Origin of the sequence: Lactobacillus kullabergensis (assembly GCF_000967195.1) — a bacterium.
Taxonomy (GTDB): domain Bacteria; phylum Bacillota; class Bacilli; order Lactobacillales; family Lactobacillaceae; genus Lactobacillus; species Lactobacillus kullabergensis.
In genome coordinates, this window is the sequence record NZ_KQ033871.1 from 1,005,138 (window position 1) to 1,019,746 (window position 14,609).

At 35.1% G+C, this 14,609-nt stretch carries 13 protein-coding genes and 1 pseudogene; 4 read left to right on the forward strand and 10 right to left on the reverse strand.

The features are described 5' to 3' along the window. Positions 1 to 92: 92 nt before the first annotated feature. From rpoD to rpsU, 10 genes are all read right to left on the reverse strand, one after another. A complete protein-coding gene (rpoD, locus tag JF76_RS05230) occupies positions 93 to 1,214 on the reverse strand; it encodes an RNA polymerase sigma factor RpoD (protein ID WP_045928115.1) in 1,122 nt (373 codons plus the stop codon). Between the two features lie 13 nt (positions 1,215 to 1,227). Then, complete coding sequence (gene dnaG / locus JF76_RS05235) at positions 1,228 to 3,033, reverse strand: DNA primase (protein ID WP_045928116.1); 1,806 nt, start codon at positions 3,031 to 3,033, stop codon at positions 1,228 to 1,230. A 14-nt stretch (positions 3,034 to 3,047) separates the two neighbouring features. Next, positions 3,048 to 5,114 (reverse strand): glycine--tRNA ligase subunit beta, encoded by a 2,067-nt coding sequence (glyS, locus tag JF76_RS05240; RefSeq protein WP_045928117.1) that lies wholly within the window; start codon positions 5,112 to 5,114, stop codon positions 3,048 to 3,050. After that, the gene (glyQ, locus tag JF76_RS05245; protein ID WP_045928118.1) at positions 5,107 to 6,024 is read right to left on the reverse strand and encodes a glycine--tRNA ligase subunit alpha; all 918 of its coding nucleotides are present in this window, start codon (positions 6,022 to 6,024) and stop codon (positions 5,107 to 5,109) included. The genes glyS and glyQ overlap by 8 nt, the downstream gene beginning before the upstream one ends. A gap of 241 nt (positions 6,025 to 6,265) precedes the next feature. Continuing rightward, entirely contained in the window at positions 6,266 to 7,021 is a 756-nt protein-coding gene (recO, locus tag JF76_RS05250; protein ID WP_045928119.1) for a DNA repair protein RecO, read from the reverse strand. Then, positions 7,022 to 7,930: a GTPase Era gene (gene era, locus JF76_RS05255; RefSeq protein WP_045928120.1), complete on the reverse strand. Its 909-nt coding sequence runs from the start codon at positions 7,928 to 7,930 to the stop codon at positions 7,022 to 7,024. It lies immediately after the preceding gene. After that, complete coding sequence (gene ybeY, locus JF76_RS05260; protein ID WP_045928121.1) at positions 7,930 to 8,451, reverse strand: rRNA maturation RNase YbeY; 522 nt, start codon at positions 8,449 to 8,451, stop codon at positions 7,930 to 7,932. The genes era and ybeY overlap by 1 nt, the downstream gene beginning before the upstream one ends. Before the next feature lie 5 nt (positions 8,452 to 8,456). Further along, positions 8,457 to 9,407, reverse strand: a complete 951-nt coding sequence (locus JF76_RS05265) for a PhoH family protein (protein WP_045928122.1) — start codon at positions 9,405 to 9,407, stop codon at positions 8,457 to 8,459. Positions 9,408 to 9,431: 24 nt separating this feature from the next. After that, complete coding sequence (locus JF76_RS05270; RefSeq protein ID WP_045928123.1) at positions 9,432 to 9,875, reverse strand: GatB/YqeY domain-containing protein; 444 nt, start codon at positions 9,873 to 9,875, stop codon at positions 9,432 to 9,434. Positions 9,876 to 10,015: 140 nt separating this feature from the next. Continuing rightward, a complete protein-coding gene (rpsU, locus tag JF76_RS05275; RefSeq protein ID WP_009560161.1) occupies positions 10,016 to 10,192 on the reverse strand; it encodes a 30S ribosomal protein S21 in 177 nt (58 codons plus the stop codon). A 175-nt stretch (positions 10,193 to 10,367) separates the two neighbouring features. Between rpsU and JF76_RS05280 the strand changes: the two genes are divergently transcribed. The 4 genes and pseudogenes from JF76_RS05280 to JF76_RS05295 all read left to right on the forward strand — a co-directional run bounded on the left by JF76_RS05280 (position 10,368) and on the right by JF76_RS05295 (position 14,574). Then, entirely contained in the window at positions 10,368 to 11,195 is an 828-nt protein-coding gene (locus JF76_RS05280; protein WP_034979765.1) for a pyruvate, water dikinase regulatory protein, read from the forward strand. A gap of 95 nt (positions 11,196 to 11,290) precedes the next feature. Beyond that, positions 11,291 to 12,886: pseudogene (locus tag JF76_RS05285) on the forward strand (ATP-binding cassette domain-containing protein). A 133-nt stretch (positions 12,887 to 13,019) separates the two neighbouring features. After that, positions 13,020 to 13,556 carry a peptide-methionine (S)-S-oxide reductase MsrA gene (msrA, locus tag JF76_RS05290; protein ID WP_045928124.1) on the forward strand — a complete coding sequence of 179 codons (537 nt, stop codon included), beginning with the start codon at positions 13,020 to 13,022 and terminating at the stop codon, positions 13,554 to 13,556. Between the two features lie 139 nt (positions 13,557 to 13,695). Then, positions 13,696 to 14,574, forward strand: a complete 879-nt coding sequence (locus tag JF76_RS05295) for a YitT family protein (RefSeq protein ID WP_045928125.1) — start codon at positions 13,696 to 13,698, stop codon at positions 14,572 to 14,574. Positions 14,575 to 14,609 lie beyond the last annotated feature (35 nt).

Below are 14,609 nucleotides of genomic sequence, written 5' to 3' on the forward strand. Positions count from 1 at the left end.
AGTTAATCCTTAGTAAAAATAATAAAGTATCCTAATTTTAAGGCTCACATCAGAGATTGGTAACTGTCCATAACTTTAATTTAAAAGGCTAACTAATCTAAGAAATCTCGTAGTTGATTTGACCTACTTGGATGTCTTAATTTCCGTAAAGCTTTAGCTTCAATTTGACGAATACGCTCACGGGTAACTCCAAACACTTTGCCAACTTCCTCAAGTGTTCTAGTTCGACCATCATCAAGTCCAAAACGTAAGCGAAGAACATTTTCTTCTCTGTCTGTTAAGGTATCAAGCACTTCTTCTAATTGCTCTTTCAGCATTTCATAAGAAGCATGTTGTTCAGGACTAGTTGCATCTTTATCCTTAATGAAATCTCCAAGATGAGAATCGTCCTCTTCCCCAATTGGAGTTTCTAAGGATACCGGCTCTTGAGCTATCTTTAAAATGTCACGCACTTTAGAAGTAGGCATGTCCATTTCTGCCCCGATTTCTTCTGGAGTCGGTTCACGACCTAAGTCTTGCAGTAATTGTCTTTGGATTCTGATTAACTTATTAATAGTTTCGACCATGTGAACTGGAATTCTGATAGTTCTAGCTTGGTCGGCGATCGCACGAGTTATTGCCTGCCTGATCCACCAAGTTGCATAAGTTGAGAACTTGAAACCTAGGCTGTAATCAAATTTATCCACGGCCTTCATCAGACCCATATTTCCTTCTTGAATCAAATCAAGAAATGACATACCACGGCCTACATAACGTTTAGCAATAGAAACAACTAAACGCAAGTTGGCTTCTGCCAGCTCCTGTTTAGCTTCTTCATCACCTTTTTCAATCCTTTTTGCCAAAGAAATTTCTTGATCAGCATTCAGTAAGGGTACCCGACCGATTTCTTTCAGATACATTCTGACCGGATCATTCATCCTTACGCTTGAAGGTGCTGACATATCTTTTAATTCAGCTTTTTCAACATCTTTTTGCTTTTTCAAGGCTAACCTCGATGGGTTACCTTTTTCATCAACAATACTGATGCCGTTATCTTCAAATTCCTGAACTAATTGATCGACTGCTTTTCCCTGTAGTTTATAGGGCTTAATCAATTGAGCAACAAATTCCTTTTCCGTAATAGATTTATCTTTTTTAACATCTTTAACAACCTTTTTAACCATCTTGTCTAAAGATAATTTTTCGTTGTTAGCTGCTTGTTCCTTATCTGCCACAATAAGCCCCCCTTTAACCCTGAATTCTTTTTAACTGCAAAATTTTGCGAGTAATATCTAATATTTCGTCTGTGTCAGTTTTGCGTTTTGCGTCTTGTAAATCATTCATTAAATGTTGCAGTTTAATATTAATTTTGCGCATATTTAATGCGTTTATTTGCTCATCAATTTCGCGGTCTGAAAAATCCTGGGGCATGTTTGTCATTTCAGCATTAACTATTATACCTTGAAGTTCGCTGGGAATAAAATCTAAAAAACTATTAACTGTTGGATTTTCTTGATTTTCACTAAAATTTAACCATAATTCCGCTAATCTTTGATATTTTGAATCTGGAAATAAAAATTGATGGGCAAGTAAATATTCTTGAGCATGCCTTGAATGAATAAATAAATATAATAATCGTGTTTGAATAGGATCAATGGCTTCCTGCTTTTGAGCCTTATCTATTGGTGGATCTGAATAATTATAGGACTTACCTTGTTCCTGTGCAGGATAACCTTGGTGTCTCTTTGCTTGATTTTGCTGCCTGCGGTATTTTGTCAAGTTCACTTTAAGTGAATCTTGTGCCACACCTTGTTCCTTGGCGATTTTGTTTAAATATAAATCTTGTTCAACTGGATTAGATAATTGAGCTATTTCCTTCATTGCCTCATCTAAGTATGCTAATTTTTCCCTATCATTTGCCAGATTGTATTTCTGCTTTAGCCTTTTAAGGAAAAAATCCGTCGGTGTCAACGCACCTTTGACTTCGTCTTGGTATTTTTCAGCACCATATTTTTTGACATATTCATCAGGATCAAGTTTTTCAGGCAAAACAACAATTCCTAAGTTAAAGCCTCCAACTTGATTAAACATTCTAGTTGCTCGTTCTTCAGCATGTATCCCAGGATCATCACCATCATAATTTATGATAATATTATTAGTAATTCTACGTAACATATATACTTGCTGATCTGTCAAGCTGGTACCCATCGACGCGATACCAGATTTTATTCCAGCTTTATATGCTGCAATTACATCCATATAGCCTTCATACAAAATCAAGTGTTTTTCGCTGCGAGCTGCTTTTTTTGCTTCTGCAAAATGGAATAGAGTCTTTGATTTAGTAAATACTTCGGTCTCAGGACTATTAATATATTTAGCTTCTGTTTTGTCTTTTGCAAGTCTTCTACCAGAAAAACCAACGACATAGTCTCCTTCGTTACTAAGCGGAAACATTAACCTTTCCCTAAAACGATCGAATAATTCTCCGTTTTGCGATTGAACAAACAAACCACTTTTTATCAGGTCTTCATCTTTAAAATTTTGTCCTCTAAGATAAGTTAGTAGTAAATTATTTTGTTTAGGAGCATAACCGATCCGGAAATGACTAATTATTTCTTGATTAAGGCCACGTTTTTCAGCGTAATTATACCCTGGCTTTCCTGCATTAGTAGAAATTAATACTCTGTGATAAAAGTCGGCTGCTTCTTCATTTATTTTGATGAGTATATTAGAAAATTTTGGTTTTTGACTGGAATATTCACCAATATCAATATGAGCAAAATCAGCTAATTTTTGAACACTTTCCGGAAAAGTTAAATTTTCCTTATACATTAGAAATGAAAAAACGTTGCCACCTTTACCGCAACCAAAGCACTTAAAAAATTGTTTTCCCTCGCTAACAGTAAATGAAGGCGTTTTTTCTTCATGAAAAGGACAGAGACCGACAAAATCCTTGCCCTTCTTTTCAAGTGAAACATACTGACTTATGACATTGACAATATTGACATTATTACGAACTTTAGCAATTGTTTCTTCAGGTATAAGACCAGCCATCTTTTCACCTACTTTTATTTAATAACTAATTTGCTTAGATCACCGAGCCGCTTTGCAAGTTGTGCTATCCCATTAAGCTGTGCTAAACGGTTATTTTTAATAGCTTCATTCTTATCCATAATCATATTTGTCTCAAAGTAAAGATCAATGACAGGTTGTAGTTTTACAAAGCCATCATAAAGTTTTGAGAGATCATTAACCTTGCTTAAGCTGCTAACTCCATCAGCAAGTTCAGTTTCAGTATTATTTTCAAACATTTCTCGTTTTACAACATTTTGCCCCTTGTACTTAGCTTTTTGCAAAATATTGTTTATTCTGATTAAGCTTTCAACAACTGGCTTGAATTTATCATCATCATGGTGTAATTGCAAAACTTTTGCTGCAGCCAAAATTTGGATGGGATCTTGTTGACTTGAAGCTAGAACTGCATCAATGATGTCATATTTATAGTTATTTTTCTGTAAATACTGTTTAATACGATCCCGAATAAAGGATGAAATTTCCTCTTCCTGTTCAGCTTTTTTAGGCAGTTTAGCTGGTGTCTTATTTTCAAGAGCTGAAACAATTTCCGGTAGCATTTCATTAAATGGTAATGACCATTGTTGATTTAACAATATTCGTACAATGCCATAAGCATAACGACGTAGAGCATATGGATCATTTGAAGAACTAGGGATCATACCAGCGGCGAAGAAAGTAATAATAGTATCTAATTTATCAGCAACAGATAATAATGAACCAACCGTTGTTTTAGGTAATTCTCCTTCAGAGGTAGTTGGCATGTAATGCTCTTCAATGGCATCAGCTACATCATCGTTTTCTCCAGCTAATTTGGCATAGTGCCTTCCCATTACTCCTTGAAGTTCAGCGAATTCACCTACCATCTGGGTAACTAAATCAAATTTGTAAAGCTGACTGGCCCGATCAAAATCTTTGACCACTTGATCATTTAGTTGCCATTTGTTAGCCAAGAAGTCACCTATGATCCGAACGCGCTTCATCTTTTCGGACATTGATCCAATTTTATCGTGAAATGAAACATTATCAAGTTTTTGTACAAAATGACTGAGAGGGTATTTACGGTCTTCATCATAAAAGAATTGCGCGTCATCAAGCCGTGCTACTAGCACTTTTTCATTACCTAAAACAACATTTTCTAAGTAATCTTTATTACCATTACGTACAGCTATGAAATGATTGATTAATTTATCATTTTGATCATAAACTTCAAAGTAACGTTGATTATCCTTCATAGAAGTTATTAAAACTTCTTTAGGCATTTCCAAATACTTTTTGTCAAAAGAGCCGGTGAAAACTGTAGGAAATTCAACCAAATTTGTTACCTCTTCAAGTAAACTTTTATCTGGCTTAATTTGCCAATTATTCTTTTTAACCAATTTGTTCATTTGATCAACTATCATTGTGCGACGTTTGGTTGAGTCAACAATTACAAACTGATCTTTTAAAGCATCTTCATAGTCACTACTGTTAGCTAGTACAACACTGTCGCCTAAAAAGCGATGACCTTCAGTTTTTCGGCCAGCTGTGATGTCTAAAATTTTGACTGGTATTACTTCATTACCATAAAGTGAGACCAGCCAATGAATAGGGCGAACAAATTCAAAATCATGAGAATCCCACCGCATCTTGGTTGGAAAAGTCATAGCTTTGACAATGTCGCTCATACCTAAAAGGATATCAGTGGTTTTTTTACCTTCTTTTTGAACATGAACATAAGCATATTCGGTACCTTTTAATTCCTCAAAATAAATATCATCAGTAGTCATTCCTTGACCACGAGCAAATCCTTGAGCAGCTCTAGTCCAATTCTTATCCTGATCCAGTGCAATTTTTTTGGCAGGACCCTTTTTTATTTCGTCAATATCGGCCTGTTTTTCAGAAAGCTGCTCTACTAAAATAGTCAACCTTCGGGGTGTGGAAAATGTTTTAATGCTTTTAAATTTAAGCCCGTTCTCTCTAAGAAACTTGCTGGTCTTTTCAGCTAACTGCTTAACACTCCTTTCAACGACATGGGCTGGCATTTCTTCAGTACCAATTTCAAATAAATAATCTTTAGCCATTTTCTAGTCCTGCCTTCTTATCTTCTGCATTTTTTAACAAAGGAAAACCTCTTTTTTCACGTTCTCTTACAAAACATACAGCTACTTCATGTGCCATGTTTCTAATTCTGGCCAAATATCCTGCTCTTTCAGTAACCGATACGGCTCCACGAGCATCGAGCAAATTGAAAGTATGTGAGCATTTCAAAATATAGTCATAAGCAGGCTGAACTAAATTAAGTCCAATTAATTCCTGGGCCGTTCTTTCATAAACATCAAAAAACTTTAATAGATCTTCCTGGTTTGATTCTTCAAAAGCATATTTAGAATTCTCATACTCAGCTTCTTTAAATATGTCGCGATAAAGAACCCCATCTCCCCATTCGAGGTCAAAAACGGTATTAACATCTTGTATATAAGAAGCCAGTCGTTCAACACCATAAGTTATTTCACTCATTGTTGGCTTAACATCAAGTTCGCCGACGGTTTGAAAGTATGTGAATTGACTTACTTCCATGCCGTCAAGCCAAACTTCCCAACCAACACCAGCGCAGCCCATTGAAGGATTTTCCCAGTTGTCTTCGACAAAGCGAATATCATGTTCCAAAGGATTAATACCAAGTTCCTTCAAACTATCGAGATAATATTGCTGAATATTTTCTGGTGCCGGCTTAATTACTACTTGAAATTGATGATGTTGAAACAAACGATTAGGATTTTCACCATATCTCCCGTCAGCTGGACGTCTTGAGGGCTCAACATAACAAGCTGCCCAGGGCTCCGGACCAACAGCTCGCAAAAAAGTATAAGGACTCATAGTTCCTGCGCCCTTTTCAACATCATAAGAAGGCATTACCATGCATCCTTTTGAGGACCAAAACTTTTCTAATTTAAAAATCATATCTTGAATAGTTAATTTTTTCTTTGCCATTTATATTTCCTTCCTGCATAAGACCATAAAAAAAGCCTATGCAAAACATGCATAGGGACGAGATTTAGTCGCGGTTCCACCCTAATTCAGGAAATAGTTCCTGCTCTTAATTAATTTAGCTAGAGGTGCCTTTTCCCAGGTGCTCTTTCACCCTCAACACTCGCTTAACTGGTACTTTTTTATCCTCATTATAGCCAATACATATTATTATTTTATCATAAAAAGTATTCAATCAGAAGTGCTAGTCAGTTAATTTCAATTCATCCAAAAACTTTTTAGTTTTGAGATTGAGATCAATGGTTTCCTGATAAATACGATCAATAGCTTTGCGTGTCGCTTTTTTGGTAGCAGAATTAATTTTAATATTACCTAATCTGTTAAAAGGAAGTAAAAAGATAGTTCTCAAAACAGCTGTTTCTTTTGGTTTTAAATGCAAACGAGATGGATCAGCATAAAAGTGCTTACTACACAAAATACCACCTTTTCTGATTGAATAGTCAAACTCTCCCTGCTTTTCTCCACAGATCACACAGCTTCTCAGCTCTGGCTCTACTCCGTAAGCTGCTAGCAATTGCATTTGTACTATCTGAGTTATCATTTCAGGATCAGTACCTGAATTAATCTTTTGCAAAGCAAAATTTGCCAAATTGTAATACTTACCAAGGTTTTGGTATTCAATAAATGCATGATCTATCAAATCAAGAACAAAAGAAGCGTAAGCGTTTTTAATTAAATCGTCATATATTCCATCAAATTGCTTTACATTTTTGAATGTCCTCAAAGTACTCAAACCATGTCCAGAAGAATAAATGACATAAGTTCCATAAGAAAAATTAAGCAATGATGCACCTAATTTAGACTTTGCTTTTAGTGCACCACGAGCAAGCAATGTGATTATCCCATTTTTTTCTGTCATTATTTTGGCCAGTAAATCAGCCTCATGATACTTTTGCCTTTTAAAAACTATGCCATTAACTTCCTTGAGCTCACGAACCATTTAGGCCAGATCCTTCGGATTATAACCTATTTTTCTTAAAAATTGCGGGTCAGAACGCCAATTGTGCTGGACTTTTACCCAAAGATGCAAATTAACTTTTTCACCTAGCAAATCCTCAACTTGGCGTCTGGAATTGATCCCAATTTGCTTGAGCATCTTACCGCCTTTACCAATAATAATGCCTTTTTGCCCATTTTTTTCAACATAAATTGTAGCTTCAATCTGCAACTTATTGTTTTCATGCTTATTCATTTGTTCCACCCAAACAGCGGCAGCATGAGGAACTTCTTCAGCTGTAAACTTTAAAATTTGTTCACGAATCAGTTCTGCAACCATAAAATATTCAGGACGATCTGTTATTTGATCTGTGCCATAATACTTAGGTCCTTCAGGTAAATATTGATATAAAACTTGAATTAGATCACTAATTCCAACTCCTTGAGTTGCAGATACCGGCAAAAACTCTTTAAAAATATTTAGCTTACGATATTGATCAATTATTGGTAAAAGCTCATTTGGATTAACTTGATCTACTTTATTAATAAGGAGCACAATGGGAACTGTTGTCTTTTGCAATAGTTCCGCAATATAAGCATCACCTTTGCCCATTTTTTCTGGTTCTACCATAAACAAAATCAGGTCAACATCGTTCAAGCTAGATAAGCTGGCTTTATCCATGTAGTTATCTAAATCAAGGTGTGGCTTAAATATTCCAGGTGTATCAATAAAAATTGCCTGCATTTCATCAGTTGTATAAATTCCAGAAATTTTATTACGCGTAGTTTGTGGCTTACTGGAAGTAATTGCTACTTTTTGCCCTACTAGATAATTCATTAAAGTAGATTTACCAACGTTAGGTCTTCCTAACAAAGCAACAAATCCAGATTTTATTTTCTTGTTTTCAACCATTATTTACCTCTGCCTTCATCCAACTGATCTGGATACAATGGCAAACCATAATCTTCCAACACTTTTCCTTGTATTTTAAACATGGTTTTTGCCTCGTCTGGTTCAATATGATCATATCCGTTAAGATGCAAAAAACCGTGAACTAAAGTATAACCGAATTCACGATCCCAACCTGTACTATATTCCATACTGTGTCGCATAATAACGCTTGGACACATAAATAAATCACCAATATCTTCAATGAATTCAGGATCATCAAACACACTAAAGTCAATTTGATCTGCCCCATCTTCAATAGCAAAAGAAATCACATCAGTTGGTCTGTTTTTACCGCGATATTTTTTATTAATTTCATTACTGCGTTTTTCATCAATGAAATTAATACTCATTTCTAAGTTGTTCTTTTTATTTATTTCCTTTTTAGCAAGCAAAAGGAGATTGGTAATCCACTTTTGCCAATCACGTTTTTCATTTTCAAGAAAACCAACTTCATCATTAAAAGTAATATCTATTGAATCCATTAAATCTATTTTTCTTCCTTTTCGTAGGCATTAATAATTTTAGCAACAACCGGATGACGAACAACATCATTAGCTGAAAACCAGATAAATTTAATTTGTTCAATTTTCTTCAAAATCCGTTCAGCATCTATTAAACCACTGTGTTGTTTACCGGGAAGATCAACCTGCGTCATATCACCATTAACGATCATTTTCGAATTAAAGCCTAACCTGGTTAAAAACATTTTCATCTGCGCATCAGTAGTATTTTGAGCTTCATCAAGAATAACAAATGCATCATCTAACGTACGTCCACGCATATATGCTAATGGAGCCACTTCAATAATTCCTCGTTCCATTAAATGATCAGTAGTATTTGTCCCTAAAATAGCATAAAGCGAATCATAAATAGGTCTCAGGTATGGATCAACTTTTTCTTTAAGATCACCAGGTAAAAATCCCAGTGACTCTCCAGCTTCAACTGCAGGTCTGGTCAAAATAATCCTTGAAACTTCACCCTTTTTAAAAGCTGCAACAGCACAAACCACGGCGATAAACGTCTTACCGGTACCAGCAGGACCGATTCCAAATACTACATCATTTTTTTCAATGGCTTCGACATATTTTTTCTGTCCCATATTTTTGACTCTAATCGGCTTGCCTTTAGCATCCCGAATTAAAATCTTTTTATATAGGTCAGGAAAGTATTCAGTTGTTCCCTTATCAGCCATTTTCATTGCGCTGACAACGTCAGCAGGACCAATATTAATATTGGCACTAACAACGCTATCTAAAGCTTTCAGAACAGCTAAAACTTTTTTGATGTCATTATCATCACCTTGAATAGCTATACTGTTGCCAGTATCAACTACACTGGCATTATATCCAGTTGATAAAAGACTTAAATTCTTATCATTAATACCAACTAATTTTTGGATGTTCTCAGGATTTTTAGGAATAAAATTGGTTTGGGCCAAATAACTCTGCTCCTTTTCTTGTGCTTATTTCAACTGTTTGCGCACCGCATTAGAAGCTGCTTTACCATCAGCTTTACCTTTGATTTTAGGCATTAAAACTTTCATTACTTTACCAAAATCCGATTTACCTTGAGCATTAACTTCTGCAATTGCCGATGAAACGGCTTGATCGAGCTCTTCTTCAGTCATTTGTTTAGGCAGATAGCTTTCAACAATTGCCAATTCCTGTTTTGTTTCATCAGCCAAGTCTCTACGATTAGCCTTGGTAAATTCATCAATTGATTCTTCACGCTGCTTTTTTTCTCGGCTAAGGACCGTCAATTCTTCTTCAGCGGTCAAATCATGACCTGCTTTAATTTTTTCATTCATTAAAGCAGACTTGATCATACGAACAGTGTTCAGTCTAACCTTGTCGCGAGCTTTCATCGCTTCTTTCATGTCTGACATTATTTGCTCAGATAAACTCAAATGAATTCCCTCTTTCTTTACAAAATCTAGGTAAATTATAACAAATTTACACCCTAGTTTAAATTAAATAAAGCATTAAACTTTAATTATTGTTAACAAAAAAAACGACTTCTACCTGCTTGATAAAAGTCGTTTATAAATTAATAATGTCTGCGCTTCCGTGCAGCTTCAGATTTAAGCTTCCTACGAACGCTAGGTTTTTCATAAAACTCGCGCTTGCGGTATTCTTGTAGTGTACCGCTTCTAGAAACGGAACGTTTAAAACGACGAAGAGCATCATCAATAGACTCGTTTTCGTGAACGACTGTCTTTGCCATATGTGATCCCTCCTTCCATTTCTTGACGTTACCGTCATACATTTAACTAAATTATATCAAACATCACCAGTGGGTCAATACAAACGTACAATATTTTTAAAATTTTTCATAGAAAAAACTTAACCTGTTAATGATTTTTGTTAAATTGTATAATTGAAGAAAAAAGGAGTAAATAATGGCTGAAGAAACAACAAAAAAAGAAGTCAACATAATAATAATTTCAGATTCTGCTGGGGATACTGCTTTTAATAATGCTGTTGCCGCAGCTGCCCAGTTTCCTGATGCGCAAATTAATTATAGAAGATATCCGTTTATAATTAATAAGGAAAAATTAGAAGAGACCTTTGAAGAAATAGTTCAATATCCAAATTTATTGCTTATTTACAGTCTGGTAAAGGATGAAATGCAAATACCAGTTATTCGGTTTGTCAGAGAACATCATATTCAAAGTGTTGATATTTTATCTCCTGCGATCGAATCGATTCAAAAATTAACTGGTTTGAAACCGCAACAGAAAATAGGTGCTCAGCATAAAATGAATCAAAAATACTTTGATCGCATTTCAGCTATGGAGTTTGCAGTTATGTATGATGATGGCAAAGACCCTAAGGGTTTTTTAGAAGCTGATGTCGTACTTTTGGGAGTATCGCGTACGTCGAAAACTCCCTTATCATTGTTTTTAGCTAATAAAAATCTCAAAGTCGCAAATCTGCCATTAGTTCCAGATACCCATATCCCGAAAGAAATATATCAAATTGATCCTAAAAAAATTATTGGTTTGACAAATGACCTTTCTGTGTTAAATGAAATCAGACGTGAAAGAATGATTTCCTATGGTTTAAATCCCGATACCTCCTATTCTAATATCGATGCCATAAAAAAAGAATTGGATTCAGCACAAAAGCTTTATGATCAGCTTGGTTGCTTTGTAATAAATGTTGCTCACCGTTCGATCGAAGAGACTGCAGCAATTATCATGAACCACTTAGGAGTTCAAAACTAATTTTTTCTTTGTTTGCCTTGTTTTCATTATTTAACTTCCATATAATTAATTTAATATTAAAAAATTAAACTATTGAAGCCAATTGAGGCAAAATAATGAAAAACAAACAAGCTAATAAATCAATCAGAAAAGTGGTTGTTCTAAGACTGATTTTAATCGCTATTTTTGGCGGAATCACAGCATTAGATGGCATCATTAGCCCAATTCTAATTGGTAAATTAATGGATAATATCAGTAAAAAAGAATTTTCTACTTCGTTCATCCTATTAGTAATATTTTTACTGTGTTTTGTTTTAGTTAACGCTTCCTTTTGGATTTGGCGCTTATTGAGCCTGAATATCAGGAAAATTATTAACAAATGGTTGCGCAGTCAGGCTGTAGCCAGCTACAATAACCATCCGCAACTACAGTCAAGTAAAATTTTAAATTTTATCAATGTCACGATCAAACAATTTGAGAACCAGATCATTGATTCGGTAATAATGTTGATCTATTGCATCGAGCAAGCAGTAATCACTTTATTCTTTGTAATTAAGATTAATCCTATATTAGGTCTGACCTATTTAATATTAGGATTTATACCAGCAGTAGTTCCCTTTGTTTTTAAAAAATGGCTGAGCAAATCAACTGACCGGTGGAACAAGTCATACCAGCTTTATTCACTCCACACCACTGAATATTTTAACGGCTTTTATACCATCAAAAGATTTGAAAGCTTGTTAATCTTTAAGGATAAGCTGAACAATCTCTTAAATGACTCGGAAAATAAATATTATCAAATGGATGCGGACAAGGAACATTCACGTTTTGTTTCTAACTTGCTCTATTCATTATCTACCATTCTTTCTTTGGGTTTGGGCGTTTACTTTGTCAGCATTGGTCAATTGACCGCTGGTGCGTTAATGTCCTTATATTTAGCAGCAGACAGAGTTACAAGTCCTATAATAAGTTCTATTCAATTCACTAATCAGTTACTTTCAAGTCGCCCATTAATTGCTTCATGCCAAAAAATTATTTCTACCAAAGAAAAACAAATTAACAATATCGAGCCCCAAAAATTTACAGATAAGACGGTACTTAAAATTGATGATGGCTCATTTGGTTATGATAAAGCTATTATCCATAATCTTTCTTTTAGTGCCAGTAGTGGTGAAAAAATTTTAATTTCTGGCAGATCCGGCATCGGTAAAACAACGATAGTAAAAACAATGTTGAATGAGCTCAAATTACTGGGTGGAACAATTAAATAAAGCAAGGAGTTATATGCTAAACCAATTTATGACAATATCGGTGTCTTAGCCCAAGAAACTACCATTTTTACCGGTACCCTGCTTTTTAACTTGTGTCTTGGTCAAAATTATCCGACTGCTTCAATTTTACAAGTTTTAAATGAAGTTGGATTAACAAAATTTGCTAATGAGAATGCACTGAATATGAGGCTGGGTGAAGGTGCCAATGCCTTATCTGGAGGAGAAAAGAGAAAGTTAGAATTGGCTAGATTGCTACTGCGCAATAAAAAGTTATTACTGGTTGATGAAGCATTATCGGGTTTAGATAAAGAAAGCTACGGTCAAGTCTTTGACTTGATTCTCAATTTCCCGGGCACAGTAATTGATATTGAACACAATGTTCAACCTGCATTTGCTAAAAAATATGATAAAGTAATAGAACTTGATCAGTATGCTTTATGATAAAGAAACAGATTTAAGTTAATTATTTACTAAGTTTTATAATTTTAAGCTCATCAATTGCAGTAAACTACTAGGCAAAATAAAATGGAGTAGAACAGTAATCTGATCTAGCAATAGAAAGCGTGTAGAGTTTATGTATGAAAATAAAGAAAAATTAGATACAGCTATTTTCGCCGGTGGTTGCTTTTGGTGTATGGTAAAACCTTTCGATTCCCTTCCCGGCATTAAAAAAGTAATTTCGGGTTATACCGGTGGGCATGTGCCAAATCCAACCTATGAAGAAGTGTGTACGGGGGAAACGGGACACACTGAAGCTGTTGAAATCACTTATGATCCTGAGGTTATGCCTTATGAAAAGTTGCTTGAATATTATTGGCAAGTAACTGATCCAACAGACGCATCCGGACAATTTCAGGATCGCGGTGATAACTATCGTCCAGTTATCTTTTATAATTCTTCTGCTCAAAAAGAAGCTGCGGAGATGTCAAAAAGAGCTCTCCAAAATAGTGGCAGGTTTGATGCGCCAATAGTTACAAAAATTGAACCAGCCAAGCCATTTTATCCTGCTGAAGATTATCATCAAGATTTTTACAAAAAAAATCCACTGCGTTATAGTCTTGAAGAATCTGGTGGCAGAGAAGAATTCATCAAAAAACATTGGCAAAACTAATCAAAAATAGATTAAAAACACTTTAAATTTCACGAAAATGTGTTAGTATACTTAAGAAAAATACTAGTTTTTATTTTTATATAGAAACTAGTATTTATTATTTTTATTTAGCATTTTTTCAAAAAGGGATAATTGAATAATGGACCAGCTTGACGCATTCAATCGGCGGTATAATCTACTCTCTAAAATTTCTGCCTCATTTTTCTATTCGCTAGCCGTGGCTGTGGCTCTAAATTTCTTTTGGACACCAGGACACATGTATTCCTCAGGAATAACTGGTTTTGCCCAATTAATTAATACCATGAGCGAACGGTATTTACCCGTTACTCTATCAACTTCTGCTTTGTATTTTGTATTGAACTTGCCTCTGCTTTTGCTTGCCTGGATAAAGATTGGACATAAATTTACGTTTTTTACAATCATTACAGTCATCCTTGGATCAATTATGATGCGAGTAGTACAACCGATTAACATGCACATTGATCCACTTGTCTGTGCGATTTTTGGTGGTATGATCAATGGCCTGGGTACAGGTTTTGCGCTTAAGAACGGTATATCAACAGGTGGACTTGACATTATAGGCATAGTCATTCAGAGGAAAACAGGAACCAGTTACGGTAAAATCAGTATCTTAATTAATTTAATAATTATAGCTGCTGCTGGATTTACTTTCGGTTGGACGCGGGCATTATATTCTGCCCTAACGATTTTTATCAACGGACGCGTAATTGATGCCGTTTATACTCAACACCAAAAGCTGCAGGTAACCATCGTTACAGAACAGCCTCACGCTATTATTGATGGCATTCAGGAAAAAATGCACCGTGGTATCACTATTTTTCATGATGTTGAAGGAGCTTACAGTCATAATGAGAAAAAAGTTTTGATAACTGTGATTGATCGCTATGATATGTACGATGTCTTACACATCGTGAAAAAAAGTGACCCTTATGCGTTTATGAGTGTAACAGAAGTAGAACGTGTTTATGGCAGTTTTAAGGAACAAGAAATAGTTTAATAGTACTCAAAAAGAACATGACTAATAATAGCCAT

What these genes read in the sequence shown, in the direction of transcription:
- dnaG (WP_045928116.1), bottom strand. Translation starts at nt 3,033, where the DNA reads ATGGCTGGTCTTATACCTGAAGAAACAATTGCTAAAGTTCGTAATAAT.
- glyS (WP_045928117.1), bottom strand. Translation starts at nt 5,114, where the DNA reads ATGGCTAAAGATTATTTATTTGAAATTGGTACTGAAGAAATGCCAGCC.
- glyQ (WP_045928118.1), bottom strand. Translation starts at nt 6,024, where the DNA reads ATGGCAAAGAAAAAATTAACTATTCAAGATATGATTTTTAAATTAGAA.
- recO (WP_045928119.1), bottom strand. Translation starts at nt 7,021, where the DNA reads ATGGTTCGTGAGCTCAAGGAAGTTAATGGCATAGTTTTTAAAAGGCAA.
- era (WP_045928120.1), bottom strand. Translation starts at nt 7,930, where the DNA reads ATGGTTGAAAACAAGAAAATAAAATCTGGATTTGTTGCTTTGTTAGGA.
- ybeY (WP_045928121.1), bottom strand. Translation starts at nt 8,451, where the DNA reads ATGGATTCAATAGATATTACTTTTAATGATGAAGTTGGTTTTCTTGAA.
- rpsU (WP_009560161.1), bottom strand. Translation starts at nt 10,192, where the DNA reads ATGGCAAAGACAGTCGTTCACGAAAACGAGTCTATTGATGATGCTCTT.
- JF76_RS05280 (WP_034979765.1), top strand. Translation starts at nt 10,368, where the DNA reads ATGGCTGAAGAAACAACAAAAAAAGAAGTCAACATAATAATAATTTCA.
- msrA (WP_045928124.1), top strand. Translation starts at nt 13,020, where the DNA reads ATGTATGAAAATAAAGAAAAATTAGATACAGCTATTTTCGCCGGTGGT.
- JF76_RS05295 (WP_045928125.1), top strand. Translation starts at nt 13,696, where the DNA reads ATGGACCAGCTTGACGCATTCAATCGGCGGTATAATCTACTCTCTAAA.